The organism is Bacillus sp. ISL-57 (assembly GCF_018613135.1).
GTDB lineage: Bacteria > Bacillota > Bacilli > Bacillales > DSM-1321 > Peribacillus > Peribacillus frigoritolerans.
Genome location: NZ_JAGGQV010000007.1, coordinates 257,290 through 283,081 on the forward strand (window position 1 = coordinate 257,290; position 25,792 = coordinate 283,081).

Genomic DNA, 25,792 nt, shown 5'->3' on the forward strand with positions numbered 1-25,792 from the left:
TTATGGCTATATCACTTTGTCGATAAACCAGATACAAATTCAGCTAATGTTTTCAGTTCTTCATCTGTACCTTTGAACATGCCAGCTGGCATGGCACCCTGGCCTTTGACTGCGATTTTAGAAATTTCTTCTGGCTTCAATCCAGTGTCAATTAAGCTTGGCGCTCCTGCCCCACCAGTTAATTCTGCTCCATGACAGCTAATACAGCCATTAGAATCCATCAATTTATACCCATCGCTCTCTTTATCAATGTCTGCACCTTCCACGATGGCTCCTTGCTTCTTGGAAGCTTCCCAATCGTGATGGGCTGCGGACTCCCATGTTAGATAGAAAACGCCAGCCATTGCCAATAGCATGAAGCCTACAGCAAAAGGACGTTTCGCCGGGCTCCGCTCTGGACCACGATCTAAAAAAGGTGCCAAGAGCAACGCTCCAAAAGCCAAGCCAGGTATTACCATGGACCCGATAGCATTATAAGGACCTGAAGCATAGGTATACTTAAGTAATTGGTAAAGGAATAGGAAATACCAGTCCGGCAGAGGAATATACCCTGTATCTGTTGGATCTGCTATCCTTTCCAATGGTGACGGATGCGCGATTGTCAGGCATAGGTAACCTACAAGAAATACAGCTCCTACCATCCATTCTTTTAAAAGGAAATTAGGCCAAAATGCTTCAGTTTTCCCAGGATATTCTGAATAATCTTTCGGAATATTCGGTTTACGGTCCGCGGAGATACGCGAGTCACCTACGAATTTCATACCTTTCCCACGATGCATTGAACAATTCCCCTCCTTTATGAAAAGGTTTTTTTGGTTTTTGGTTCACCATTCTTTTATAGCGGACCTGAAATACCTTGTTTTCGGATCATCAGGAAATGAGCCGCTAGTAAAGCAAATAATGCTGCTGGCAGGAAGAATACATGAATTGCAAAGAATCGTGTCAATGTCTGTGCTCCAACGATTGTTGGATCTCCTGCTATCAATGTCTTGAGTGCCGGTCCCATCAACGGTACCGATTCGACAATTGTCAACGTAACTTTCGTTGCGAATAGCGCTTTCATATCCCATGGCAATAAATAACCAGTCAAGCCTAATGCCAGCATGATGAAGAAAATCAATACGCCGACCATCCAGTTCAATTCACGCGGTTTTTTGTAAGCTCCCTGGAAGAAGACACGAAGAGTATGTAAAAACATCATAACGATAACTAGACTTGCTCCCCAGTGATGCATACCACGGACAATTTGACCGAAGGCAACTTCATTTTGCAAATAATAAACAGATTCCCAAGCGTTTTTAATGTCCGGGACATAGTACATCGTCAAGAACATGCCTGACAATATTTGGATGACCGTAATGAAGAAAGTTAACCCACCAAAACAATATACGAATGCGGAAAAATGATGTGCGGGGTTAACATGTTCAGGAACCTCATGGTCAGCAATATCCCGCCATAACGGCGTAATATCTAAACGCTCGTCCACCCAGTCATATAACTTTGTTAGCAATGTTTACGCCTCCCCGTGCGGTTTTAGTTGACCCAAATAAAGTATTCCATCTTTTTCTTTCGTGTCAAAGACATCCAATGGTGAAACCGGCGGTGTCCCTTTCACATTCATCCCATCTTTCGTATACCTGCCATAATGGCAAGGACAGAAAAATTGATTCGGATTAGTCTTATCCGTATTCCACCCTACCGTACAGCCCAAATGTTTACAGATTGGAGATAAAGCAACGATCTTACCATCTTCCGTTTTGTAAACCCAAGCTGTATTTGTTTCTTCAGACTCATACCACCCATCGACCTGTTTAAAACTAAAGTCGACACGGGTTGGTTCGGTAGTCAGTTCACCTACCTTCTGCTTAGTTGCAACGTAATCCCCGCCTTTATCAGCTGATAATACAGGATCAATTGCAAACCTAACCATAGGCATCAACATACCGGCCGCCATAAATCCACCAACGCCAGTAAGTGTGTAATTAAGGAATTGACGTCGTGAAACATTATGCTTGCTCATGCGTTTTCCCCCCCTCTATTACTATACTGAGAGCCCAAAGGACCAATAAATAGCGACACTATAAAACTAGGACATTTCCATGATATCTCAATAATTTACCAAGGTCAATATTTGTAAAACCCAAAAGGTGGCAACTATGTGTCAAATAATGCGAAAAATCCTACTTTTTTTCATTTTTCCAATTATAAGAGAAAATATCAAGGATTTGGAGAACTTGCTGGTTAATCATTTCCCTTGCTTGTTCAATTTCAAGCCCCTCCAAGGGAATGGCAGGAATCCATACTAAATTATTTTCCAATTCCCGCTCTTCTTTTTTCCACTCGAAATCCGATGTAAGAAAGAAAACATGCTCGAAATTATTTTCTTTCACTTCATTGGCCCAACGCTTTAACCGTTCAACCTTATCCATTTCATCACTTAAATAATGAAATGTCGGCAATAAAAGAATTCTACCTTTCATCTGCTTTTCAATTTCCAAGCTTAAAATGGTAAGAAATTCATTCATTGAGCCCGATTGCTTCATTTGCCCTTTAAAAGATAGGGGAACCAAAGGAATCAAAACGGTATCCACATACTCTTTTGACTGCATAAACATGTCAAGATCTTTTGCTGTCCACTTCATGTTTTTTCTTCACTCCCGATTTTTTGAATCAACTCCTTATCATTTTACCATTATTTTTATAACATCTTTACCATATACCCATAGTCTTTACAAAAATGTGGATTTTATCAATGTTTTATAAAAAATAAAAACCTTTCCTGATTACGGAAAGGTCAATTTATTTCATCCAAGTACTTTCAATTGATTCAATTGTTCGGTTAAATCCTTAAATGCTTGTTCATCATGCTTATCAAGTGCTTCATCGATTTCCTTAAGAAGACGGTCCCTTTGAAAATACAACATGCTTCTTTCTAAAAATTGTTCAGCTAGCAGCTGATCTTTTTCATTCGATGCCGTCGATTTCGGCATGAAGGGATTGTGCTCGAGTACCGCTGCATATTGATAGGAAGAGTAAGACGATTTAAAATTAAGCTGAATATAAATGTCTTCGTCCCGATTTAAACGGATATCATGAAAAGATTTCTCTGCATCGGTCGTCATGATATTGGACTTATAGAACCTGAAAGGGACCTCATCCACACAATGTGTCGACATGATCAGTCCACGGGGGCAATATTGTGCATTTTCTACAAAATGAACCTTTTTCATCAGTTGATCATGACTCATTAAGTAATTCAATATCCACACGCATTCTCTTCGCTTCAGTTGATAATGATTTAAGAACCACCGAATAAAATCCTTCTTCTCATTCACAGAAACAGGGGCAGCCACCATGAATTCCCTCCTCTGTCTTGATTTAGTTGTGTTTCACTTATCTACATATCCTCTGTGCTTTCACCTAGCCGCTCCAAAATCATTGCATACTCATCATTCGCCGGATTCATCTCAAGCAGCTTATTAAATACTTCTCTAGATGTGGCTCTGTCTCCTTCTTCAATTAAAAAGAAACCATAATCTTCAAGGAAATCTTGATTGCTCTTGAATGAATTATATGCTTTATGATAGCTGGTTAATGACTCTTTAAATTGTTCGGTATGCTGATATGATACAGCAGCTATCCAGTCAAACTGAGGATCATCCTCTCCATATCGCCTTACTTCACCTATACACTCCAATACATCTTCATACCTTTCTTGGTGCATATACAATTTCAAAAGGGTGAGTGCAGCTTCCAGATATCCCGGATCAATGGCAAGTGCTTCTTTAAATAGATTTTCAGCCTCTTCGTCAAGCCCGCTTTTCAAGGCTATTTTACCACCGAAGAAGTAAAGTTCCTTATTGAATTCATCAGCCTTGATTCCTTCTTTGACCGTTTTCAAGGCATTTTCGAGATCTTCAAGATGTTCATAACTCTTTGCCAGGTACAAATATAGTGAATGATATTCATGATCTAATTCTTTCAGTTCAATAAACTTTCGTACGGCTGTCTCATAAAGACCTGCCTGAAAAGCTGTAAATGCATATTCAAATAGAGTATTGATTTCAAGTCCATCCTTCAAGGCCTTTTCAAAGTGCGGAAGGGCCTCCTCGAACTTGCCCGAGCTGCTTAATGCTTCAGCAAGCCTCTGATTGACATTAACACCAGCGATTTCTTGTTCCTGTTCCAAAACCTTTATGTAATTTGCAATGGCTTCCTGATCCCTGCCTTGATGAAAGAACAGTTCAGCTAGTGCAAAATCAATGATGACCTCATCTGGAAGCATTTCCTTAGCCTGCAGTAATTTCCGTTCGCTGACCTCATCCATCCCCTGTAATTGATAAAGGTCCGCTTCCAAAAGCAAAGCACTTGGATATACTTCATCATCTGCACTTACTTTTTCAAGCATCAGCATCGCTTCATCTTCCTGGTCCATATCAATCAGGATTTCTGCCAACGAAACAATCAATTCTCCTTCATCGGGATAGAGTTGCAGCAGATGTTCAAAAAGTTCTTTTGCCTCTTCGGCAAAGCCAAGCTGGAGCATTTCTTCGGCCAGCAATAAAATGTCCTCTGCTGACTCTGATGATTTAATTCGATTTATATGTTTAAGAGCTTCTGTTAATTCCCCTTTTTTTAAATGCTGTATAACTTGTTCCACTGTGTTCATTGTTGAATCCTTCCTTTTGCATGATAGACTTGGTCCCTAGTCATACACACTCACGCCTTAATGTAACATACTCTGCCATTGAGAACAAAATACCATGTAATCGCGAGATGCATAGTAAACAGTATTCATTAGTTTACCATACTGCAGCCTTGTATTCCATCGATGAAGTCCCCTCCCATTCTCATTAAAAAAAGGTTACTAGTTAATTCTCCACGCTACGGTAAATCTCCTTTTTGATCTTGAACCCCTTTTTCATTATTTTCATGATCAATACAGGTTGAAAAAAGCCCTGATGTTAGCGCTTTCAACACTTTTAAGCATTTAAAAAAAGTTTACAGACCAAATAAGGTATGTAAACTTTTTTTATATTTACTTTATCAATTGCGTCAAATGGCCAAAAAATTGTGGATATGATACATCGATGGCATCAGGGTCGGCAAGTTCCACTTCCCCATCCGTTATCAAAGCCGCTACAGCAAGCATCATCCCGATACGATGATCCCCATGGCTTGTAACCGTACCTCCATTCAGGGCTTTACGGCCTTTGATGATCAATCCGTCTGCTGTCGGGGTTATATCTGCCCCCAGGATGGAAAGCTCATTTGCAACAGTATCAATTCGATTCGTCTCTTTCACTTTTAATTCTGCTGCATCCTTGATCGTCGTTATCCCTTCTGCCTGTGTCGCCAGAAGTGCAATTACCGGTATTTCATCGATGAGACGGGGAATTAAATCACCGCTGATGGTCGTTCCTTTTAATCGGGAGCTTCTGACCGTGATGTCACCTGCAGGTTCACCCTCGCTCGTCTTCTTCTCTATCGTGATATCAGCCCCCATCGATTTCATGACTTCGATGATTCCAGTCCTTGTCGAATTAAGGCCCACATTCTTTAATACCACTTCACTATTTTCCGTAATCGCTGCAGCCACCATGAAGAAAGCTGCCGAAGAAATATCACCCGGCACATGGATGGCCGTCCCTTTGAAGACTTGATTTCCGCTTACTTTAATCGTATGGCCGTCCTTTTCGATTTTACCGCCAAACTCCTGGATCATTCGTTCTGTATGATCACGGGTCTCTTCCGGTTCGATAATGATCGTTTCACCCTCTGCCTGTAAACCAGCCAAGATTATCGCAGATTTCACCTGTGCACTCGCTACAGGCAATTCATAGCGAAACCCTTGCAATTTGCCTCCTCTTATGGCGAGGGGGGTATATTCGGCTCCTTTTCGGCCATCAATGGTTGCCCCCATCTGACGAAGAGGGTTGACTACCCGGGTCATTGGACGTTTGGCTATCGATTCGTCACCTGCCAAAACGGCTGAAAAATCCTGTCCTGCCAATATGCCCATCATTAACCTGATCGTGGTACCGGAATTTCCGACATCCAGTACTGATTCAGGTTCCTTTAATCCATTAAAACCTTTGCCTTCAATTTTGACGTGCTGGCCATCTTGTTCAATATGGACTCCAAGCTGCTTAAAACAGGAAATCGTACTTAAACAATCAGCTCCTGGAAGAAAATTAGTTACTGTCGTTTCCCCTTCGGCAAGGGCTCCAAACATTATCGAACGATGGGAGATCGACTTATCTCCAGGTATGGCAATCGAACCACGCAATGTTTGGATGTTCGTTTGTAATTTTTTTGTATTCATAAAACCATCCTTCCCTAAATTATTATGCCAGGATCGTTTCATAATCTGTATGTCTTGAAATACACTCCGCAGCTTTTATGCGATCAACATCCGTTTGGAAACTGATGACCAGCACACCGTATATCTCTTCCCTGGTTTCAATGATCCTGATGTTTGTAATGCTGATACCTTCTTGTGCCAAATATCCGGTAATCTCTGAAATTATTCCGGCATAATCCGGTATATCGATATATAAATCATAAAACGCTGGTATGGCGCCTTTCGCATGTGTCGGCAAATCATCCCTGAAAATCTTGGCATCGGTAAAGAATCGAAGGATTTCTTCACTATCTTCATTCGCAACCAGACCTTTTATATGCTCCATTTCATTCAGCCAATCATTCATTAATTCAAGCAGCACATCCCGGTTATGTAACAAAATGTCACGCCACATTTCCGGACTGCTTGAGGCGATTCTGGTAATATCCCGGAATCCGCCTGCTGCGAGCCTTGAAATCAATTTGTTTTCCTTACTGTAATTCTCTGCCTGCTTAACGAGCCCCGATGCGACAATATGCGGAAAATGGCTAATGACCCCAGTCAGCTTATCGTGTGTGGCAGGACTAACAATAAGAAAGTTAGCTCTTGTCCCCTGCAGCCACCCTTTCAGCTGCTCAACTTTTTCTTCTTTGATGGAATCCCCGGGAGTAAGCAAATAAAATGCATGTTCGAATAAATGTAATTTTGCTGCCGCAGCGCCACTCTTATGGGAACCAGCCATAGGGTGCCCCCCGATGAAGGCCACCCCTTTATCTATCAATGGTTTCGCTGCCTTAACGACTGTATCCTTCGTACTTCCTGCATCAGATATGAGGACATCACTTTTTAAATCCATTTCAGCCAATTGAGCTAAAATCTTCACGGTTTCATTGACAGGCACAGCAAGTAGAATCAAATCAGCTTCACATGCTCCCGCTTCCAAAGATGATACAGAATCATCAATGATCCCCAATAGCATCGATAGTTGAACATTCTTTTCACTTAGGTCCATACCAACAATCACGGCTTCAGGATGTGCATGGCGTACAGCCATGGCCAGTGATCCGCCTATTAGACCTAAACCTATTACAAAAACCTTACCCTTCACTCTTCTCTCCCCCGCATCTTTTATGCTCCTCTAGGTTTGATGAAACGTTAAAGCAGCGAATCAGAAGGTGCCTCAACTTCATTCAAAAAAGCTTTAATAGCATGGATCATTCCTTCATTTTCTTCCGTAGAACCAATCGTTACCCTCAGGCTGTTAGGAAAACCGAAAGATTTCCCCGACCTTGCGATGAAGCCGCGCTCAAGCAAATATTGAAATACCACATCGGCATCCTGTTTAAAATGGATAAAGATGAAATTACCTTGTGACGGGTAATAAGCCAAATTTTCCTTATTGCAAAATTCATAGTACTGCTTTAGCCCTTTTTGATTTTCTTCCTTGCATTTTTCAATGAAGGCCTGATCTTCCAAAGCGACGATTGCAATATTCTGTGCAAATGTGTTCACATTGAATGGTTCCCGGGATGGATCTAGTTTCTGGATGATATCCTCATCCGCCAAACCGTACCCTACCCTAAAACTGGCCAGTCCATAAATTTTCGAGAAAGTCCGGAGTATGATCAAATTTTTATATTTATTAATCCATTGGTTCGTTCTCGGGTAATCCTCAGCCGTTGCATATTCACAATAAGCTTCATCCAAAACGATAAGAACATCTTCCGGCACTTTTTCGATGAACGATAATAAGTCATGTTCCGAAATGTATTTACCTGTTGGATTATTTGGTGTACAAAGCCAGACAACCGCTGTTTCATCATCTATTACTTTAAGCATTCCTTCTAGATCATGAGCACCGTCAATATGAGGAACTTCCCTGATTTCCGCTCCTTCTAGCGTGGCATTATGGCGATACTGCGAAAAAGTGCCTGTTGCCATGACCGTATTCTTCCCAGCTCCCAATAGACTCCTGGAGATGATTTGAATGTTCTCATCAGATCCATTTCCAAAAATAAGCTGAGTTTCTTTCACACCTGTATGTTTCGCAACAGCTTCTCTTAGCATCGTTGCATATCCATCTGGATAGATGGCAAACGAATGGGTTGCATTCTTAACGGATTCCTTGACCTTTTCCGAACAGCCAAAAGGGTTTTCATTTGAAGCTAATTTCGTGATTTTTTCCAACCCGTATAATTTTTTCACTTCATCAGTGGATTTTCCCGGTTGATAAGACTTCAAGGAAAGGACCGCTTCATTCCATTTCATGTCAATCACCTCTATATTTTTATCACTTTAAAGTAAGAAAGTGTGAGAATAGTATATCATAGATTTATAATCATTTTATATCTGCTTTGTCAAATCTGGCCGTAATACCGTAGCCCCTGCCTGGTATACATGCTGTATCTCTTTTTGAGATTTCGTCGTATTTACGTGAATCATGACCCGGATGCAAAATGGCAAGGAATTGCTCACCGGTATTTCTTTCATGCATGTAACCGGTACATAAGTCCAGCCTTCGAATTTCCTCAAGGCTTTGGCAGGAAAAACAGAACGAATCTCTTCCGTAGCAGAAAAAAATACAGAAGCTACCATATCGGGATCAATTTCGTTGACCTGAATGATCTCGGACATCAACTTTTCGACAGCTGAAATCACTTCCATTTCTGTGTCTCTTTCTACTGTAGTGGCACCCCTTATTCCTCTTATCACACATAGTCCCCCTTCTCCTGAACTCTAAATCATCTCCGCCATTTCCTCTATCAGCTCAGAGTCGGCCATATCCATTAATAGCGGTGACCCCACTTCGTTTAGCAGAACAAAGGTAGCTGCATCATTGACCGATTTTTTGTCTGTTTTCATTAATTCAAGCAGAATTGCATGTTCAAGTCGGGTTGGAATGGTTATTTGATATCCTAAATAAGCAACCCAGTCAATAAACTCATCTAGTTTAAAATCGAGATCCACTTTCTTTCTGCTTAATTTAAGAGCATATACCATCCCGATTAAAATCGATTCCCCATGCGTAAAGTTTCCGTATCCCATTGAACCTTCCACTGCATGTCCAAGCGTATGACCAAAATTCAAAAAGGCACGAATGCCGTTTTCCTTCTCATCCTCTTCGACAATTTTAGCTTTAATGCCAATCCCCTTTGTAATCATGGTAAGGAATTGCTCATCCGTTATATCATTCAAATCAACAATATTCGACTTTAACCATAGATAAAACTCATTATCTGCTATCAAGGAATGTTTAATGACTTCTGCAAAACCTGACCTTAATTCTTTAAGTGGCAGAGTCTTTAAAAATTCCAGATCATAAATGACCGCTTCAGGCTGATGAAAGGCCCCAATCATATTTTTCCCTAGCGGGTGATTAATGGCAACCTTGCCGCCCACTGCACTATCGTGGGCAAGCAAAGTCGTCGGAACCTGTATAAATGGAATCCCTCTCATAAAAGTAGCTGCAACGAATCCAGCCAAATCACCGACAGCACCGCCGCCAAGGGCGATAATCAATGACTTGCGATTCATTTGTTTGGATAAGCAGAAGCTTTGGCATTCATAAAACACATCGAATGTTTTAGCATGCTCCCCTTCTGGCACTACATGATGCAAAACCGGTTTTCCCGTCTTGATCAGGGCGTCCTTCACAGTCTGCAAATGAAGTGCCGCCACTTTCTCATCAGTTATGATCAGAATCTTGTTTAGATGATTCAGTTCATGTGTTATTAATTCGGGCAATTCATTGATTGCCTTCTTGCCAATTAAAACCGGATATTGCTTGGAAGCCGTTTTTATTTGGATGGATTCCATGATTTAAAACCCCTTTACTTCTTCCCGATATGATCTTATGTACTCTGCTAATTGCTCATAACGATCTGAAGGGAATTGATCAACGATGGCAGCCGCCAGTTCCCATGCGACTACCGCCTCAGCAACTACTGCTGCTGCAGGAACCGCACAACTATCGGAACGCTCGACACTTGCTTCAAACACTTCCTTCGTATCAATATCAACACTTTTCAAAGGTTTATATAAAGTGGGGATCGGCTTCATCACACCGCGTACAACTATTGGCATTCCAGTTGTCATACCGCCTTCAAAACCGCCGAGGCGATTGGTTTTGCGGTAATAACCCTGTTCTTCATCCCATGCGATTTCATCATGGACATCACTGCCGAATAGATGGGCCGCTTCAAATCCTAGACCTATTTCCACACCTTTAAATGCATTGATGCTCATTATCGCTGCGGCTAGTTTTGCATCAAGCTTACGGTCATAATGCACATAACTCCCCACTCCCACCGGCATTCCTTCTACAATGACTTCGACGATTCCGCCGATGGAATCTCCTTTTTGTTTCGCTTCATCAATTGCATCCTTCATCTGCTGCTCTACGTTTTTGTCGAAACATCTTACGGAAGATTCTTCTGTTACTTGTTGCAATTGCTGGATCGTTTCGTATTTTGGCGGTTCTGCCTTCACTCCGCCAATTTCCAAAACATGTGATGCCACTTCTATCCCCAATAAAGACAATAGTTTTTTTGCGACAGAACCTGCCGCCACCCTTACTGTCGTTTCACGGGCCGAAGAGCGTTCCAGGACATTTCTCAAATCGCGGTGCCCATATTTAATCCCGCCGTTCAAGTCGGCATGACCAGGACGTGGCCGGGTGATTTTACGTTTAATTTCTTCAGCTTCCTCTTCTGAAAGCCCTTCACTTCCCATGATCTTTGTCCAATGTTTCCAATCATCGTTCTCGACCACCAAAGCAACCGGTGAACCGAGTGTGTAGCCATGTCTGATTCCTGAAGAAATAAAAGCCTGATCTTTCTCGATCTGCATCCTTCTTCCACGTCCATGCCCTTTTTGCCGGCGCCCCAATTCTTGATTGATATCCTCATTCGAAATCGGCATTCCTGCCGGTAATCCTTCAATGATAGTAGTCAATTGCGGACCATGTGATTCTCCCGCTGTTAAATATCTCATCTTCCAGCCCCCTTTTAGCACTTTAAAGTGTATATGTATCAATATACCACAATTTTATGAAATGTGGGTATATGTAAAACGTAAAAACCATATTGTTTGAATTTAATCACTTTTCACTCTACTTTACAAGTACTTAAACATTTTCGATATAGATTAATCTTTCAAATCAGAGTTCTACTGGATTTGCTATTACTCGACAAACGAAAAGGACTGAACGCCCATGAGCAGAATCAGTCCCTTTTTTAAAAGTATTTACTTTTTCTTGTAAAAAAATGTGTCGATCGTTTCAAATTGATATTTTCCAGGGGTGAATATTTGCTCTGTACTTCCTACAAAAAAAACCCCGCCGCTTCTTAGTGATGCACTGAATTTTTCATATAACAAATTTTTGGCTTCTTCCGTGAAATAAATTAGCACATTGCGGCAAATGATTAAATCGAACCCCTGTTCAAATCGATCAGCGAGAAGGTTTTGCTTTTTAAATGTTACCCTTCTCTTAATTTCTTCATCAACACGATAAAAATCCGCTTTTTTTTCAAAGTATTTCCTTTTGATTTCTTCAGGCACTTCATTTAAGGAACGTTCAGGATACATCCCCAATTTCGCTCGCGCCAACACATTTTCATCCAGATCCGTCGCCAATATCTCTATCTGGCTAAGTGGAACCAGATTGGATAAAATCATGGCAAGCGTGTATGGTTCCTCGCCAGTTGAACAGGCCGCACTCCAAATCTTTAACTTTTTTTTGCTTGCTAATAACCCTGGAAGGATTTTCCGCTCCAATACTTCCCATCTTTTCGCATTTCGATAAAATTCGGAAACATTGATTGTCATTCTATCCAGAAACTCATTTAGAACTTCTGGATTGGTTTGAATGTCTTTATAGTATTCTCGAAATGAATGATATCCTCTTTTTTCATATAGAGATGTCAATCGCCTTTTCATTTGCCCTTCCTTATATAATGCCAAATCAATGCCTGTTAACGTTTTGATATTGCGAATAAACTCTTCATATTCTTGAGGCATTCCTACGACTCCCCTGCACATAATATTTAAGTGGTCCTGCCCTTTATATATCGGAGAGTGCCATATTTTCTTTAAACTACAATAATTCCTTACCATGCCGGGAAGTTAAAAAAGCAATGCAAAAAAAACGGGTTCCATCGCATAATGACGATGGAACCCGCTTCCTATATAGTGATGAGTACTAATTAATAAACCCACTCGTTTACAAGTTTAGAATACTCAACAAGTTCTTCTTCTTTGAAGAATAAACCGATTTCACGTACAGCGCTTTCAGCTGAATCAGATCCGTGAATGATGTTTTTGCCGACAGTTACGGCAAAATCGCCACGAATTGTTGCTGCTGCTGCATCTTTAGGGTTAGTAGCACCCATCATTTGACGTGCTGTAGCGATTACATTTTCACCTTCCCAAACCATTGCGAAGACAGGACCTGAAGTAATGAAGTCCACTAATTCGCCAAAGAAAGGACGTTCTTTGTGCTCGCCATAATGTTGCTCAGCCAATTCTTGAGAAATGACCATTAATTTTGCTCCTGCAAGAAGGAAGCCTTTCTTTTCGAAACGGGAAACGATTTCACCGATTAAATTGCGTTGAACGCCGTCAGGCTTTACCATTAAAAATGTTCTTTCCATGAATGTCACTCCTAATATGTATCATTGTTATTTGCCTATATAAGGCAATACTTTTAGAATATTACCATTGTTTGATGAGTTTCGCAACTCCCATTATCAAAACTTTCTTTTTCCGATATTTTTCGCGATATCCGATAAAGTTTTTCTAGCTTTAATGGCAGGAAGACCTTTCAACTCAGTAAAAGCTTTTTCTAAATACATATCACTGATCCTCGCTGCCTGTTCAATGGCACCGGAAGTTTTTATCGCATTGATTATATGGGACATTTCATCTTTTGGCGTATCTTCCCGAACAGTTTCGATAAGCTTTTTTAATTTTGGATCCTCCATAGCGATCAAAACGGGTAAAGTGATATTACCTTGAATCAAATCACTCCCGGCCGGTTTACCAAGCTCTTCTTCCGACGCCGTAAAATCCAATATATCATCGGTGATTTGATAGGACATACCGACATAATATCCGAATTTAAATAGCTTTTCGTGAATTCCCTCTTCAACACCTGCTGAAATGGCTCCCAACTGGCAGCTGGATGCAATGAGCAATGCCGTTTTCCGTTTGATCCGTCTAAAATATATCCGCCAATTCTGTTCGAAATTATACTTATCTTTAATTTGTTCAATTTCCCCAAGACATAGTTCAACCATGGTATCAGCGAGAATCTGATGCGCAAGCGGAGACTCGATGACCGCCATCATTTCCAGTGCACGAGCAAAAATGAAGTCGCCTGTGTACATGGCGACGCGATTATCCCATTTCGACTTGATGGTAGCCGACCCTCTGCGTAAATCCGCATCATCCACAACATCATCATGTACAAGGGAAGCCGTATGAATCAGTTCCAGAGTCGCTGCGACATGCTTTACGACATGAATATCATAGTTGCCAAACTTCGCACCCAATAGGACGAATACCGGACGGATCCGTTTTCCACCGGATTGCAGTAAATGCAGGGAAGCTTCCCTTAAAACCGTGGAATCCGCTTCAATTGCGGCTTCCAGTTCTTTTTCTATTAATTGCAAATCTGCATTCAAAAATGAATACATCATTTTAAATTTCATACATTCCACCCAGCTTTGTCCATTGCTATTCTGCTTATTTTGAAGGCTTGTACCCGAAATGTGTTGCTGCTACCCCACCGAAATGGGCTTTATAACTGACATTTTCCATTCCTGCCTGCTTAAACATGTTTTCAAGCTTTTTCATGCCTGGGAAATCTCGAGCCGATTCCTGCAGCCATGAGTATTCACTATAGCTTTTTGCGAATAATTTGCCGAACATGGGCATGATGAAACGGAAATAAAAATAATATCCCTGTTTAAAGCCTAGCATCGTTGGCTGTGACGTATCCAGGCAAACGACCATACCACCTGGCTTCGCTACACGGTTTAACTCTTTAAGCACTTTCATGTAATCAGGGACATTCCGCAGCCCGAAACCGATCGTGACATAGTCAAAGCTATTATCCTCAAAAGGAAGTTCCATTGCATTCCCATGCATTAGGGAAACCTGATCCAGATTGAGTTCCTTCACCTTTTGTTCGCCGATTTTCAGCATGTTTTTACTAAAATCCAGACCAACAACCTTTCCTTCTGGTCCTACTTCATTAGCAAGGGCAATGGTCCAGTCCGCTGTTCCACAGCATACATCCAGTGCATGGGCGCCTTTTGGGACATTCATGATGGCCATTGTAGCCTTCCGCCATTTAAGATGCTGTTTAAAGCTGATGAGGGAATTCATCTTGTCATAATTTCCGTAAATCTTTTCAAAGACATGATGAACTTTTTGCTCTTTAGACTGCTCCATGATTCACCCTTCTTTCACATATGAATTTGCCATACTCTCTGTTTGTTCCAAGATGGTCTTCACTCTTTCCAGTAGTTCATCATCCAACTTTGCCAGCTTCCGCATCGAGCGTTCTACGGATTGCCTGGCATCCCTCAGGCACTTGTCGAATTGGGTGCGTACCTGTTCTTCCTTTTCCGAAATGGGAACATCCCCACCGATCGAGTCATCAAAAAGCATTTCCCTTAGGACATCAAAAACTATTGATTCCCCCGACTTCATATAACCGCTCTTCTCGGCATGCAACCGTTTTAAAAGCAGCAGATCTTCCGATATTTCTATCCAGGCAGGCTCATTATAGTAATTCGCCAGTTTCTGAATCAGCGAAGCCTCGATCGCTTTTAACGTCATTAAAAGCGTTGGTACATCATGAATCGACCCTTGTTGGTATAGAATGATTTTATTATCATTTATTTTTTTTATCGCGCTTGAAAGGATACGGATCATATCAACATTACCTATACTGGCAAGCCCTTGATAATATAAGCCACTATAGTAATCACCGGCAAGCACTTGTAATTGACGATTTTTCAATACCTCGGGCGACTCGATTCCTTCACCCGAATTCGAGACGATTTCATGGGTATCCAGAGCTATTTGCACTAACATGGTTGAAATGATGTATTGATTCCGTTTTTCGCTTGTAACGTCCAAATCGTTAAACAATCCCCAAAGCAACATCAGTTTATCTTCGTCCAGGCTTGGCTTTTGTATATACTTCAACAAATATGGATGTTGAGCTTTCGTTTCTATTAATCGTTTTAATTGCCTTATGTCGTCCGTTATGTTTAACAATTGAGATCACCCTTGCATCCCCGAAAGATAATTTTTTTCATACATATTGGTTTCTGTCTGTGTAAAATACACATTATTATACCATAAAAACAATCAGATGAAATGGTCAACGTTTATAAAATGAAACTTCCAAAAACAAGGAAATCATCGACTTTTGCTCTTCAAAAACATGGATGCGGGAAATTTACAGCTTGTTAAACGCGATATCAGGTGATTGATTTATAATTAACCAAGCATTGAGAAACGATCATTTGTCAGGTGAATTCTTTTTGGAATCACTTTCTATCTCTCCGAATGGGGTATAGACCTTTGCATGGCCCCTGATTTTAATTGCCGAGGTATGCTCCGTGAATTGTGCGATCATCACCTCTCCTGAGTCCAGTTTTTCGGAGTGGTGAAACTTGGTGTCCGTTCCTCTTGTCAACCCGATGACATTCACACTATCCTCAATGGCTTTGATTACGACAAAATCATTCAGAATCTTTTTTTCATTCATTTTTTCCTGCCCCCATATCCTTAGTCTTTAATGAATGCCAGTACTTCAGCTCTAGTACGGTGATCCTTCGCAAACGTTCCCCTTACAGCTGAAGTCACTGTTTTAGATCCCGGTTTTTTCACGCCTCGCATGGTCATGCACATATGTTCAGCCTCTACTACAACCATTACACCATGAGGCTCGAGCTTTTCCATTATCGAGTCTGCAACTGTAGAAGTGATGCGCTCTTGAAGCTGCGGACGCTTCGATACAGCCTCAACCGCCCGTGCCAATTTGCTTAAACCAGTCACTTTTCCGTTTTTCGGAATATATGCTACATGGGCTTTCCCGTAAAAAGGGACTAAATGATGTTCACATACCGAGTAAAACGGAATATCCTTTACAAGTACAAGTTCTTCATGGTCCTCCCCAAAAACAGTATCGAAATATTCCTTTGGATCCTGATTAAGTCCAGAAAAAATTTCTTCATACATTCTGGCTACACGAGCAGGAGTATCCAGCAGTCCTTCCCTCGTTGGGTCTTCCCCTACAGCCTCGAGAAGCATTTTAACCGCTTCTTCTAATTTGGCATGATCAACATTAGCCATTTTTTGTACCTCCTAAAAAATCAATAATATTATGTATTCAGATAAAAAAACCAAAGCGCGTTGCACCCGGAAATCCATAATTGCAATTATTAAATCACCGATTACCCATACATTGAAGCCCTTTAAAGGCAGTTTCGTCGGAAGCGGTTTCGGATGGTTATTTTCTTGTGCAGTTTTCACCATCTGAAGCGTTTCTAAAATATTCACTGTCCTTTATATTATCACAGATGGAAATTAAGAAGCAAAAAAAGGACCGCGTTTTCACGCGGCCCTTTTCGGTTAAGCACCCGTATGTAATGGTAGAATTACTTCACTGCATCTTTCAGCGCTTTACCGGGTTTGAAAGCTGGCACTTTGCTAGCTGCAATTTCGATTTCGTCACCAGTCTGTGGGTTACGGCCTTTACGAGCCGCACGTTCACGAACTTCAAAGTTACCAAAACCAATCAATTGGACTTTATCACCGTTTTTTAGAGCTTCTAAGATTGTATCAAAAACAGCATCAACAGCTTTTGTAGCGTCTTTCTTAGAAATTTCAGTTGCTGTAACAACTTCATTAATTAATTCTGTTTTGTTCATGCCATTCACCTCCTCCCAAAAGGAATCTTTATAAAAAATCATTATTACAACACTATAATAGTGATTTGATATTAGCTTCGGTCAAAAAATTTTCATTCACTGACAATCAGGGATTACCAAGCCGGTTTAATTTCCAAATTATTCATCCGGAAATTTATAAATAGGTTGAAATCGCTGTTATAACGCGTTTTCTGTATGTAGATTATCACAAATCCTATAAGCTTAGCAAGGGAATTCAAAAAATAATGGGAATCTTTTCATTAATAATTGTATATATTATAAATTTTGTCTTTCGCTATTCATCATTTCCCTTTTTTATAGAAATTAAACTTATTATATTGCTGAAAATCGCTTAACCACAGGGTTTTTTCAAGATTATACTAAAAAACAGCAGATTAATTCAAATATTAGCGTTCATAAATGATATTTTTCTTGCGATCCTGCCGTTTCTCCCATGTAAAAAGACCAATCCATAAATGGAGTTGGTCCAGCCTTAAACGTTTTCTATAAGATGATGGCAATCAAACCGCCACTGCCCTCATTAATAATCCTCTCAAGTGTTTCTTTTAATTTATAGCGTGCATTGTCTGGCATCATCGCTAATTTCACCTGTATGCCTTCCCTTACGTAGGAACTTAGGCTTCTTCCAAAAATATCGGAGTTCCAAATGGAAAGCGGATTGTCTTCGAAATCCTGCATCAGATAACGTACTAATTCCTCACTTTGCTTTTCCGTACCGATGATTGGCGAGAATTCGGATTCGACATCGACCTTGATCATATGGATGGAAGGGGCTACGGCTTTTAGCCTGACACCGAACCTGGCTCCCTGGCGGATGATTTCCGGTTCATCAAGACTCATATCGTTAAGGGATGGCGCTGCGACACCATATCCAGTTTGTTTAACCATTCTCAACGCATCGGCCACCTGATCATATTCTGCTTTCGCATACGCAAAGTCCTGCATTAATGATAACAAATGATCCTTGCCCCGAATCTCCACACCGACAATTTCCTTCAGAATATCATCATAGAGTTCATCCGGAGCGTATAGGTCTATTTCTGCAACCCCCTGCCCCATCTCAATGCCTGCAAGTGCTGCACGGTCAATGAACTCGAATTCATTGAAATGACCGACTACACGATCAACATCCCTTAGGCGCTTAATGTCCTTGACGGTCTCTTTAACCGCTTCCTGGTAACTTTCCCTTAACCAATGATCCTCGCGCAGAACCATAACCCAGCTCGGGAGATTAACATTGACCTCGAGAACAGGAAATTCGTACAAGGCTTCGCGCAGTACGCTGTAAACATCCGATTCCCTCATTCCCTCGACACTCATGGCCAATACGGGGATATCATACTTTTCCTGCAAGGATTCCCTCAGTGCTACCGTATTCGGGTGGTGAGGCTGAACGGAATTGACAATCATGATAAATGGCTTGCCAACCTCTTTCAATTCTTCGACGACCCTTTCCTCGGCCTCTAAATAATCACTTCGCGGGATTTCTCCTATCGAACCATCCGTAGTAACGACCACGCCTAATGTGGAATGATCCTGAATTACTTTGCGAGTACCGATCTCGGCAGCTTCATTGAACGGAATCGGCTCTTCATACCAAGGCGTGTGAATCATGCGGGGACCATTTTCATCTTCATACCCTTTTGCCCCGGGTATTGTATAACCGACACAATCGACTAAACGGATGTTCACGTCGAGACCTTCAGCTACTTGAATCGACGCTGCCTGGTTCGGTACGAATTTGGGTTCCGTCGTCATGATCGTCTTTCCGGCAGCACTTTGAGGCAATTCATCCTGTGCCCTGGCACGGTCCGCCTCAGACGGTATATTCGGAATGACGACTAGCTCCATGAATTTTTTAATAAATGTGGATTTTCCAGTCCTGACGGCACCGACCACCCCCAAGTATATATCGCCACCGGTCCGTTCAGCTATATCTTTAAAAATATCTACCTTTTCCAAGGTATCCCCTCCCGAATTAGAGTTTTGGGATTTCGTTTATCCATTTGCATTTATTTAGGACAATATATATCTATGATGTTGTCCTAAAAATTTATTCCATTTATTTCCCTGGTTCAATCCCTTCCTCCACCAGAAATTTTTATATAAGGGTTGTTATTTTAAAAGTAAGATGAAATAAAGATAAAAGAAATAACCCTTCCCCTACAATATATTTTGCAGAAGAAGGGTTATGCCTATTTTGTAAGAAATATTGGGGTATTTGTTTTTTCATCAATTGTATATGGTAACGAATAGGCAGGGACGAACTCCGAACTCCGCACCAGCAGTTCCCGGATATCTTCACCTTGCTTGATTTTCCCCTCATTCTTCTTCAATGCCTCAAGTAAATCCGGAGTATAATCAACAAAAATGCTGCCTTGACCATCGACTACAAGGAATAAATCTTTTTGTGAAAATGGACTAGTGACCGTCGGAGCTTCCTTCAGGCCCATCTTTTCATAATCAAGCGTGAAGACATTATTGGATAACCTTTCCTTAAACGGTGGGTATCCGTTGCTTTGCTGATAGGCAGTCAATCTCAAGGAAACATCCTGAATCTTCTGCGCCATCCTGACATCCAATAGCTTTACAGTCGGATCTTTTTCAACATTAACGAGGATGTATTGAAAGATACCCCCGGATTCAAAGGCATTGTCCGGCGGTTCAGCCATATACCTCGGCGAAATCTTAGAAAATTTTATGACATATTTTTGATAAATCGGTGTCCCTGCATCTTTAGTAACTATCGGCAGTATGCCGCCTTCATCTTTCTGAAATTGATCCACTGCACTTTGGACGGATTGTATTTGCTCTTTATAAGGCAGTTGGTTTTGCATTTTTTGCTTCTCCGGATATAAGCAGCCAGATAATGATACAGTGATGCATAATAAACATAATATTTTGAAAAAATTTCTCATCATTTCTCCTCACCTATCAAGTGGTTGGCCCGCTAAGAACAACGATAAGGATGATCAAGCCGGCCAGAATCATAAGTATGTATGCGATAATTGCTGTCAAGACTCTCCAAAAACCTTTTAATTTATAGCGGCTTAAGTAGATTAGAAATATAGAGATAACCATAAAGCCCATAGCTATAAAGGATATCCACATTTTTTGCAGAGCAGGTGTCATATCTTCATCACTCCTTTTTCCAGAAATTATTATAACATACCAAATTACGTTAAAGGAATTAAATCCTTGTCCAATCTGTGTAATTCCCGTTTTCATTACTCGTTCTCGTGAAAAAAAATTTCTGAGATCCAGTTATATAACGAGAAATATGTAATTATTCCCTCCTCCAAGCAACAAAAAAACACCGCAATGAATGTTTCAGTTTATAAACAAACTCGATAATAATTGAGTTCGTCGACAGTTTTTTAAGGTGTTTAAAATTTGACCGTTGATTGGAACGCAGTGCACTCGCTTTCCCCGGAAGGTCCGCCTACGGTGCCATTAGCGCCTATGGGGTCTCCCATGGCCCCGCTTTCCCGCAGCAGTCTCGTACGTTCCGTTCCAGTCAACCTTGTGTTAACAGGAAGATAAGCTCCTTATTCAAGGGTGAAAACGCGAGGTGATGAGGATACCTTTGATCAGCTTGAAATGTTTACTTGGACCACCTCTTGCAGCGAACTATTTGATTAGTAAAATGGAGGCTGCCATTCATGTAAAGAAGATGTCCACCTAGACTTGCCGAAGGATAGAAATGGTCGAAATAATTACCTTGGAGAGTTCATCATTATCCAAAACTGCTATAAATTCAAAAAGGTTTCGGAATGGTACCATTCCGAAACCTTTTTATCTACAGTCTGAATCAGCCCTAAGGCTGTTTTTCTGCTTTTTTCAATTAAGATTGAAGCGTCGGCAAGACTTCTTTAAACGCTTTAATGACTGTATCGACTTCATCCAGCTTAATAGTCAATGATGGCTCGATCCTGATTGTTTTGGAATTAATAAGCGTACCTGCCACCAAGATGCCTTTATCAAAAAGGGCTTTTGAGAATTCATAACCCACTTCATCTTTATGGAACTCAATACCGATCATTAATCCTTGGCCGCGTATTTCCAGCACCTTATCTTTGTGCTCAGCAGCCACTTCCCTTAACCCATTTAAGAAGTATTCCCCAACTTCTGCAGCACGCTGCGGTAAGTTTTCTTCCAAAAGTACGTCGATCGTAGCAATGGCCGCAGCACAAGCTAATGGATTTCCGCCAAATGTCGTAGTATGCATGAATGGATTGTCGAACCAGCTTTTAAATACTTTCTCATTGGCTACAACAGCGCCTGCAGGCATTACTCCGCCACCGAATGCTTTCGCTAAACAAATAATGTCCGGAACAACATCATATAGCTGGGATGCAAACATTTTACCTGTCCGTCCCATTCCTGTTTGCACTTCATCCAAGATCAATAACGCATCATATTCGTCACACAATGCCCGAACCTGTTTTAAATAATCTTGCGGAGGCAGGATGACCCCTCCTTCACCTTGAATAGGCTCCAACAGCACAGCAGCAACATCTTCACCGACCAATGCGCAACTTTCAAACGTTTTTCTCATCATATCCACATCACCGAATGGTACATGGCGCACACCTGGTACCAACGGGATGAACGGTTTTCTGAACATACCCTTTGCCGTTGCAGACAGGGAACCAAGGCTTTTGCCATGGAATGATTTTGTCGTGGAAATGATCGTGTATTTGTCACTGTACATTTTAGCCAGTTTTAGTGCAGCCTCCACGCTCTCGGTACCGCTGTTCGTAAAGAATGAATATTTTAGATCTCCCGGCGTGATTTCAGCAAGGATCTTGGCAAGCATTGCACGTAATGGATCAAGCAAGTCCTGGCTATGAAGGGCTTGTCTTTGCAATTGATCGGTTACTGCCTTTACTACTTTAGGGTTACGGTGGCCAACATTATAAATACCAAAGCCACCTAAACAATCAATATATTTTTTTCCATTTACATCCGTAAAACAGGAATCTTGATCAGACCACTCCACCGAAGCGAACTGTGTGTCTTTAGTGACCGTCTTCCGGTATTCCAAAAACCCAGGGTTTACATGGTTACGGAAATTCTCGACCGTTTCTCTTGTTACCCACTGTGCATCTTCTTTTGAAATTTCTTTCTGCTCGATTAATTGAAGCACCTTTTTAATATAATCTTGAGTTGCTGATTGGGTAGCTTGAGTGTTTTTACTTTCTACGTTAATTGACATTTTATAATCTCCTTTTTTAATAGCTTTAGTTGATGGGTTAATTAAGTTTGCTTGTTTTATGAAACTTTGATGCTTACCTCCCTTTTTTCTTATACTTACTAATCAAGCAAGAACCATGCCAAGTTAATTCACCAATAAAATCGCATTTTTTTAAAAAAACCACTCTTAAATTATGCAATTATGCATATCGTTATTTCACTTTGCATAATCAAGTGTGGGAAATCATTGAAAAGCTTCGAAAATGCCTTCATAAAAATAAAAGCCGTTGACAAGTGATTTTCATCACTCGGCAACGGCTTTTAATCAAAATGCATCATTTTCGATTTTCTTACTTTGTTCAGCTAACACTTTTTGATACTTCCTGCTCACTGACGATTGACTTATCCCGAGCGCTTTAGCCGCTTTGGTCGTGGTTTTATACTGTTTCATGGCAAGCATGATCAATTGTTCTTCCACATGATCCTGCGCTTCCTGCAGCGGAAGGATTCTCGTAATGATGGGTTTCGTTTGTTTAAAGTCACTGCCCACAGGTATGAACCTTTGAATGAAGTCAGCATCGATCATCTCTTCATCTGCAGAAACAACCAATCTTTCAATCATGTTCTGCAACTCACGAATGTTTCCCGGCCAAGTATAGACTTCCAGTATATTTAATGCATCAGGGGAAAAGTGATAATTCCGCTGATACCTTTCATTCAGTTTTTGCAGGAAATGAAAGGCTAGCGGCGGTATATCCTCCGGCCTTTCCCTTAATGGGGGCACATGTATGGGTATGACGTTCAATCGATAGAATAAATCTTCTCGGAACGTGCCCATCTCGACCATTTTTTCCAGACTCTTATTCGTGGCCGCAACAATTTGAACATCAATGGAAATGGGTGTGGTGCTGCCAATCGGAATCACTTCCTGTTCCTGGAGTACCCGCAGCAGCTTGACTTGCAGATGTATGGGCATGTCACCCACTTCATCCAGGAATAATACACCTTTATTGGCCTGCTGAAAGTATCCTACCTTCCCATTTTTATCCGCTCCTGTAAAGGAACCCTTCGTATAACCAAACAATTCACTTTCGAGAAGGTTTTCCGGAATCGCCCCGCAATTTATCTTCAGGAAAGGTTGTTTAGATCGCCTGCCCATTTTATGAATGGCTTCAGCAATCACTTCTTTACCTACTCCCGACTCCCCATTGATTAATACAGTAGATGAAAAATGGGCTATTTTCTTGACTTGGCTGATTATTTGCTCCATTTTAGGACTTGCAAAAACCAACTCTTTATAAAATTGATCCTGTTTTTTGAAAGAGTCCAGTTCTTTCCTCATTTCATTTAATTCCGATTTCAATTGTGTCGTTTCCGTTATATCCCTTGATGCAATGACTATTCGATCTATTTCCCCTTTTTCATTGAACACAGGGGTGCCGACGGAAAGGACTTTCTTATTCATTTTCGTATCTTGGACAATCGATACTTTCTTTTTTTGTTCAAGGACTAACCGGGTTACCGAAGGATTAAAAATCCCTTCATCTTCTAATTGCAAGAGATTCTTCCCGATATAATCTTTTAAGTCCTTCCCCCAGAATCCCGAGATGATGCTGTCACTATAGCGCAGCAGCTCTCCTTTTTGATTGACTACAAGTATTTCATCATAGATATTCGCTAAAATGGCATTCAAGTCTTTATTCGAGCTTTTTATCAATTCTATTTCCATGGCCATTTCCTCAACCATCGGTAAATCCTGAACGATGATGATCAGGCCTTCGACTTCTTTTTCATGGTTCAGAATCGGGCTATAGTCGACGAGCACACTCATGACATCAGTAATCTCCAACTGATTCAGAATACTGCTCCCGCTGGCAAACACGCTATGTATATGCTGCTTATTGAAGATGTTCGCAGCAGGTTCATTAAGGACTTGTTCAGAAGGTTTTTTTATCATCTTCAAGCCTGATTCATTGAAGTTCACGATATTCTTTTCTTTATCAGCCACAAATATCCCCATAGGAATGGAGGTTAATATAACATTCAGCAGGTCTAAATTTTGTTTGCTGTCCTGCTTGAATAATTCTGCTAATACATCTTCCCTTTTTACATAACCCGTTAGCAGGCCATCATCCGTTTTTATCAGCACGATAGGTTCACCGATAATTTGAAACAGATGCGGCAAGGAAATGTTAGGGTGCAATTTACAGACATTATCAATCGAAAAAGCATACTGTAAAAGCTGATCGACTGTCGTTATTTTTTCATTTAACGGGAGGTCATCCATGCGGATATACGCAAACACTTGATTTTCCTTCATAAGAAAGAAGAAAGGTTCCTGTATCTCATGAATATTTTGGTCTGAAAATGTAGGCTGATCAATTGTTATAGTTATGAATGGTCTAATTTTATCATCCGGAATAGATAACACAGTTTCACTCTCCTTTTGTAACCTAACCTATATTTTATCACAATTCCGAATTGCAAGATAAAAAATAATAGGCACCATTACTCATATCCAGCATTTACCTTTACTCATTCCACAACAAAAGGGTCCATTAACGGACCCTTTTGAACCTGATATGCAGCTTAGACTTATTTTATAAAGGACCGTCCACCTTATCTTATACATTCCAATCATGTTTGACTTTTGCTTATTCCTATTTGTAATGATTTCTGTGGATGGCAGTCCTCTGCTAAGGCTTTTTATACAGATAGAACCGCTCCCTCCATACCGTCAGCACTATAAGGAACCAAGGGTAAAATATATGCTTCTGCCCCCGTCACCATTCCTTATACATCCCCCTGCGTAATTTGTCAGATAAATACCATCAAAAGCAAGGCGACGAACGTTAATACAGCATTGCTTTCGCACCCATTTTCCTAACCATGACACGGGAACCGTCACAATAATCAGTAAATTCAACGCTTATGGATAGGTCAGTACAGAAGGAAATTTATTAAAAGCAATATAATTGAAATGAATGATTAATCCATCAGTATCGACTAACCTGCAAAAACAGGCATATGTATGAATGGACTTTTGCATATAAACCTATACCGAACCTGCCGAAGGAATGACTTTGCCAACATTACATAACCGTACGCCGGGAAAAGCATCACCATAAAGCTCCCGGGCACCATATTAATCTACATATTCTTGCCCTAAGTGCTGAATACATGTTGCTAACGCTATGAACGGCATGGGAACAACAAGCAATAGCATTAATGACCTCTTTATTTCTCATCAGCCATGTAAGACCCTCCCTCGTGTAATGAAACA

The 25,792-nt window shown here is 40.9% G+C and carries 27 protein-coding genes; all 27 read right to left on the bottom strand.

From position 1 onward, the window contains the following. Window positions 1-11: 11 nt before the first annotated feature. Window positions 12-779 (bottom strand): menaquinol-cytochrome c reductase cytochrome b/c subunit, encoded by a 768-nt coding sequence (locus J7I90_RS12600; RefSeq protein WP_034307972.1) that lies wholly within the window; start codon window positions 777-779, stop codon window positions 12-14. Window positions 780-835: 56 nt separating this feature from the next. Next, window positions 836-1,510: a menaquinol-cytochrome c reductase cytochrome b subunit gene (gene qcrB, locus J7I90_RS12605; protein ID WP_034307974.1), complete on the bottom strand. Its 675-nt coding sequence runs from the start codon at window positions 1,508-1,510 to the stop codon at window positions 836-838. A gap of 3 nt (window positions 1,511-1,513) precedes the next feature. After that, on the bottom strand, window positions 1,514-2,020 hold the full coding sequence (locus J7I90_RS12610) for a Rieske (2Fe-2S) protein (RefSeq protein ID WP_214772047.1): 507 nt from the start codon (window positions 2,018-2,020) through the stop codon (window positions 1,514-1,516). 160 nt (window positions 2,021-2,180) lie between these two features. Continuing rightward, window positions 2,181-2,642 carry a YpiF family protein gene (locus J7I90_RS12615; RefSeq protein WP_214772048.1) on the bottom strand — a complete coding sequence of 154 codons (462 nt, stop codon included), beginning with the start codon at window positions 2,640-2,642 and terminating at the stop codon, window positions 2,181-2,183. Window positions 2,643-2,804: 162 nt separating this feature from the next. Further along, entirely contained in the window at window positions 2,805-3,356 is a 552-nt protein-coding gene (locus tag J7I90_RS12620; protein ID WP_034307987.1) for a ReoY family proteolytic degradation factor, read from the bottom strand. A 41-nt stretch (window positions 3,357-3,397) separates the two neighbouring features. Continuing rightward, window positions 3,398-4,669 carry a tetratricopeptide repeat protein gene (locus tag J7I90_RS12625; RefSeq protein WP_214772049.1) on the bottom strand — a complete coding sequence of 424 codons (1,272 nt, stop codon included), beginning with the start codon at window positions 4,667-4,669 and terminating at the stop codon, window positions 3,398-3,400. Window positions 4,670-5,038: 369 nt separating this feature from the next. Further along, window positions 5,039-6,325 carry a 3-phosphoshikimate 1-carboxyvinyltransferase gene (aroA, locus tag J7I90_RS12630; RefSeq protein ID WP_214772050.1) on the bottom strand — a complete coding sequence of 429 codons (1,287 nt, stop codon included), beginning with the start codon at window positions 6,323-6,325 and terminating at the stop codon, window positions 5,039-5,041. A 22-nt stretch (window positions 6,326-6,347) separates the two neighbouring features. Continuing rightward, window positions 6,348-7,451 (bottom strand): prephenate dehydrogenase, encoded by a 1,104-nt coding sequence (locus J7I90_RS12635; protein ID WP_214772051.1) that lies wholly within the window; start codon window positions 7,449-7,451, stop codon window positions 6,348-6,350. Window positions 7,452-7,498: 47 nt separating this feature from the next. Next, window positions 7,499-8,611, bottom strand: coding sequence for a histidinol-phosphate transaminase (gene hisC / locus J7I90_RS12640; RefSeq protein ID WP_214772052.1), 1,113 nt, complete (start codon window positions 8,609-8,611; stop codon window positions 7,499-7,501). Between the two features lie 75 nt (window positions 8,612-8,686). Continuing rightward, window positions 8,687-9,055 carry a chorismate mutase gene (gene aroH / locus J7I90_RS12645; protein WP_214772053.1) on the bottom strand — a complete coding sequence of 123 codons (369 nt, stop codon included), beginning with the start codon at window positions 9,053-9,055 and terminating at the stop codon, window positions 8,687-8,689. A gap of 24 nt (window positions 9,056-9,079) precedes the next feature. After that, a complete protein-coding gene (aroB, locus tag J7I90_RS12650) occupies window positions 9,080-10,159 on the bottom strand; it encodes a 3-dehydroquinate synthase (protein WP_214772054.1) in 1,080 nt (359 codons plus the stop codon). A gap of 3 nt (window positions 10,160-10,162) precedes the next feature. Then, on the bottom strand, window positions 10,163-11,335 hold the full coding sequence (gene aroC / locus J7I90_RS12655; RefSeq protein WP_034308003.1) for a chorismate synthase: 1,173 nt from the start codon (window positions 11,333-11,335) through the stop codon (window positions 10,163-10,165). 252 nt (window positions 11,336-11,587) lie between these two features. Continuing rightward, window positions 11,588-12,361, bottom strand: coding sequence for a CheR family methyltransferase (locus tag J7I90_RS12660; protein WP_214772055.1), 774 nt, complete (start codon window positions 12,359-12,361; stop codon window positions 11,588-11,590). Between the two features lie 185 nt (window positions 12,362-12,546). Next, the gene (gene ndk / locus J7I90_RS12665) at window positions 12,547-12,993 is read right to left on the bottom strand and encodes a nucleoside-diphosphate kinase (protein ID WP_034308008.1); all 447 of its coding nucleotides are present in this window, start codon (window positions 12,991-12,993) and stop codon (window positions 12,547-12,549) included. 96 nt (window positions 12,994-13,089) lie between these two features. Next, on the bottom strand, window positions 13,090-14,052 hold the full coding sequence (gene hepT, locus J7I90_RS12670) for a heptaprenyl diphosphate synthase component II (RefSeq protein ID WP_053535594.1): 963 nt from the start codon (window positions 14,050-14,052) through the stop codon (window positions 13,090-13,092). Window positions 14,053-14,086: 34 nt separating this feature from the next. Next, window positions 14,087-14,797 carry a demethylmenaquinone methyltransferase gene (locus J7I90_RS12675; RefSeq protein WP_034308012.1) on the bottom strand — a complete coding sequence of 237 codons (711 nt, stop codon included), beginning with the start codon at window positions 14,795-14,797 and terminating at the stop codon, window positions 14,087-14,089. A 3-nt stretch (window positions 14,798-14,800) separates the two neighbouring features. Continuing rightward, the gene (locus tag J7I90_RS12680; RefSeq protein WP_214772057.1) at window positions 14,801-15,631 is read right to left on the bottom strand and encodes a heptaprenyl diphosphate synthase component 1; all 831 of its coding nucleotides are present in this window, start codon (window positions 15,629-15,631) and stop codon (window positions 14,801-14,803) included. Between the two features lie 247 nt (window positions 15,632-15,878). After that, on the bottom strand, window positions 15,879-16,127 hold the full coding sequence (gene mtrB, locus J7I90_RS12685) for a trp RNA-binding attenuation protein MtrB (protein ID WP_076365643.1): 249 nt from the start codon (window positions 16,125-16,127) through the stop codon (window positions 15,879-15,881). 20 nt (window positions 16,128-16,147) lie between these two features. Then, window positions 16,148-16,714, bottom strand: coding sequence for a GTP cyclohydrolase I FolE (folE, locus tag J7I90_RS12690; RefSeq protein WP_034308020.1), 567 nt, complete (start codon window positions 16,712-16,714; stop codon window positions 16,148-16,150). Between the two features lie 12 nt (window positions 16,715-16,726). Then, window positions 16,727-16,921, bottom strand: a complete 195-nt coding sequence (locus J7I90_RS12695; RefSeq protein WP_214772059.1) for a hypothetical protein — start codon at window positions 16,919-16,921, stop codon at window positions 16,727-16,729. 98 nt (window positions 16,922-17,019) lie between these two features. Then, window positions 17,020-17,292, bottom strand: a complete 273-nt coding sequence (locus tag J7I90_RS12700) for an HU family DNA-binding protein (RefSeq protein WP_034308023.1) — start codon at window positions 17,290-17,292, stop codon at window positions 17,020-17,022. Between the two features lie 504 nt (window positions 17,293-17,796). Beyond that, a complete protein-coding gene (gene spoIVA, locus J7I90_RS12705; protein ID WP_034308024.1) occupies window positions 17,797-19,275 on the bottom strand; it encodes a stage IV sporulation protein A in 1,479 nt (492 codons plus the stop codon). 233 nt (window positions 19,276-19,508) lie between these two features. Beyond that, window positions 19,509-20,231, bottom strand: a complete 723-nt coding sequence (locus J7I90_RS12710; protein ID WP_396020132.1) for a hypothetical protein — start codon at window positions 20,229-20,231, stop codon at window positions 19,509-19,511. 16 nt (window positions 20,232-20,247) lie between these two features. Next, window positions 20,248-20,445, bottom strand: coding sequence for a DUF2768 domain-containing protein (locus J7I90_RS12715; protein WP_048681698.1), 198 nt, complete (start codon window positions 20,443-20,445; stop codon window positions 20,248-20,250). A gap of 254 nt (window positions 20,446-20,699) precedes the next feature. Next, a complete protein-coding gene (locus J7I90_RS27790) occupies window positions 20,700-20,834 on the bottom strand; it encodes a hypothetical protein (protein WP_285289429.1) in 135 nt (44 codons plus the stop codon). A 323-nt stretch (window positions 20,835-21,157) separates the two neighbouring features. Further along, a complete protein-coding gene (locus J7I90_RS12720; protein WP_214772064.1) occupies window positions 21,158-22,531 on the bottom strand; it encodes a putrescine aminotransferase in 1,374 nt (457 codons plus the stop codon). A 303-nt stretch (window positions 22,532-22,834) separates the two neighbouring features. Beyond that, window positions 22,835-24,940 carry a sigma 54-interacting transcriptional regulator gene (locus tag J7I90_RS12725; protein WP_238141516.1) on the bottom strand — a complete coding sequence of 702 codons (2,106 nt, stop codon included), beginning with the start codon at window positions 24,938-24,940 and terminating at the stop codon, window positions 22,835-22,837. Window positions 24,941-25,792 lie beyond the last annotated feature (852 nt).

Coding starts and splice junctions, on each gene's coding strand:
- J7I90_RS12600 (WP_034307972.1), bottom strand. CDS start 779: ATGCATCGTGGGAAAGGTATGAAATTCGTAGGTGACTCGCGTATCTCC.
- J7I90_RS12610 (WP_214772047.1), bottom strand. CDS start 2,020: ATGAGCAAGCATAATGTTTCACGACGTCAATTCCTTAATTACACACTT.
- J7I90_RS12615 (WP_214772048.1), bottom strand. CDS start 2,642: ATGAAGTGGACAGCAAAAGATCTTGACATGTTTATGCAGTCAAAAGAG.
- J7I90_RS12620 (WP_034307987.1), bottom strand. CDS start 3,356: ATGGTGGCTGCCCCTGTTTCTGTGAATGAGAAGAAGGATTTTATTCGG.
- J7I90_RS12625 (WP_214772049.1), bottom strand. CDS start 4,669: ATGAACACAGTGGAACAAGTTATACAGCATTTAAAAAAAGGGGAATTA.
- aroA (WP_214772050.1), bottom strand. CDS start 6,325: ATGAATACAAAAAAATTACAAACGAACATCCAAACATTGCGTGGTTCG.
- hisC (WP_214772052.1), bottom strand. CDS start 8,611: ATGAAATGGAATGAAGCGGTCCTTTCCTTGAAGTCTTATCAACCGGGA.
- aroB (WP_214772054.1), bottom strand. CDS start 10,159: ATGGAATCCATCCAAATAAAAACGGCTTCCAAGCAATATCCGGTTTTA.
- aroC (WP_034308003.1), bottom strand. CDS start 11,335: ATGAGATATTTAACAGCGGGAGAATCACATGGTCCGCAATTGACTACT.
- J7I90_RS12660 (WP_214772055.1), bottom strand. CDS start 12,361: ATGCCTCAAGAATATGAAGAGTTTATTCGCAATATCAAAACGTTAACA.
- ndk (WP_034308008.1), bottom strand. CDS start 12,993: ATGGAAAGAACATTTTTAATGGTAAAGCCTGACGGCGTTCAACGCAAT.
- hepT (WP_053535594.1), bottom strand. CDS start 14,052: ATGAAATTTAAAATGATGTATTCATTTTTGAATGCAGATTTGCAATTA.
- J7I90_RS12675 (WP_034308012.1), bottom strand. CDS start 14,797: ATGGAGCAGTCTAAAGAGCAAAAAGTTCATCATGTCTTTGAAAAGATT.
- mtrB (WP_076365643.1), bottom strand. CDS start 16,127: ATGAATGAAAAAAAGATTCTGAATGATTTTGTCGTAATCAAAGCCATT.
- folE (WP_034308020.1), bottom strand. CDS start 16,714: ATGGCTAATGTTGATCATGCCAAATTAGAAGAAGCGGTTAAAATGCTT.
- J7I90_RS12700 (WP_034308023.1), bottom strand. CDS start 17,292: ATGAACAAAACAGAATTAATTAATGAAGTTGTTACAGCAACTGAAATT.
- J7I90_RS12710 (WP_396020132.1), bottom strand. CDS start 20,231: ATGAGAAATTTTTTCAAAATATTATGTTTATTATGCATCACTGTATCA.
- J7I90_RS12715 (WP_048681698.1), bottom strand. CDS start 20,445: ATGACACCTGCTCTGCAAAAAATGTGGATATCCTTTATAGCTATGGGC.
- J7I90_RS12720 (WP_214772064.1), bottom strand. CDS start 22,531: ATGTCAATTAACGTAGAAAGTAAAAACACTCAAGCTACCCAATCAGCA.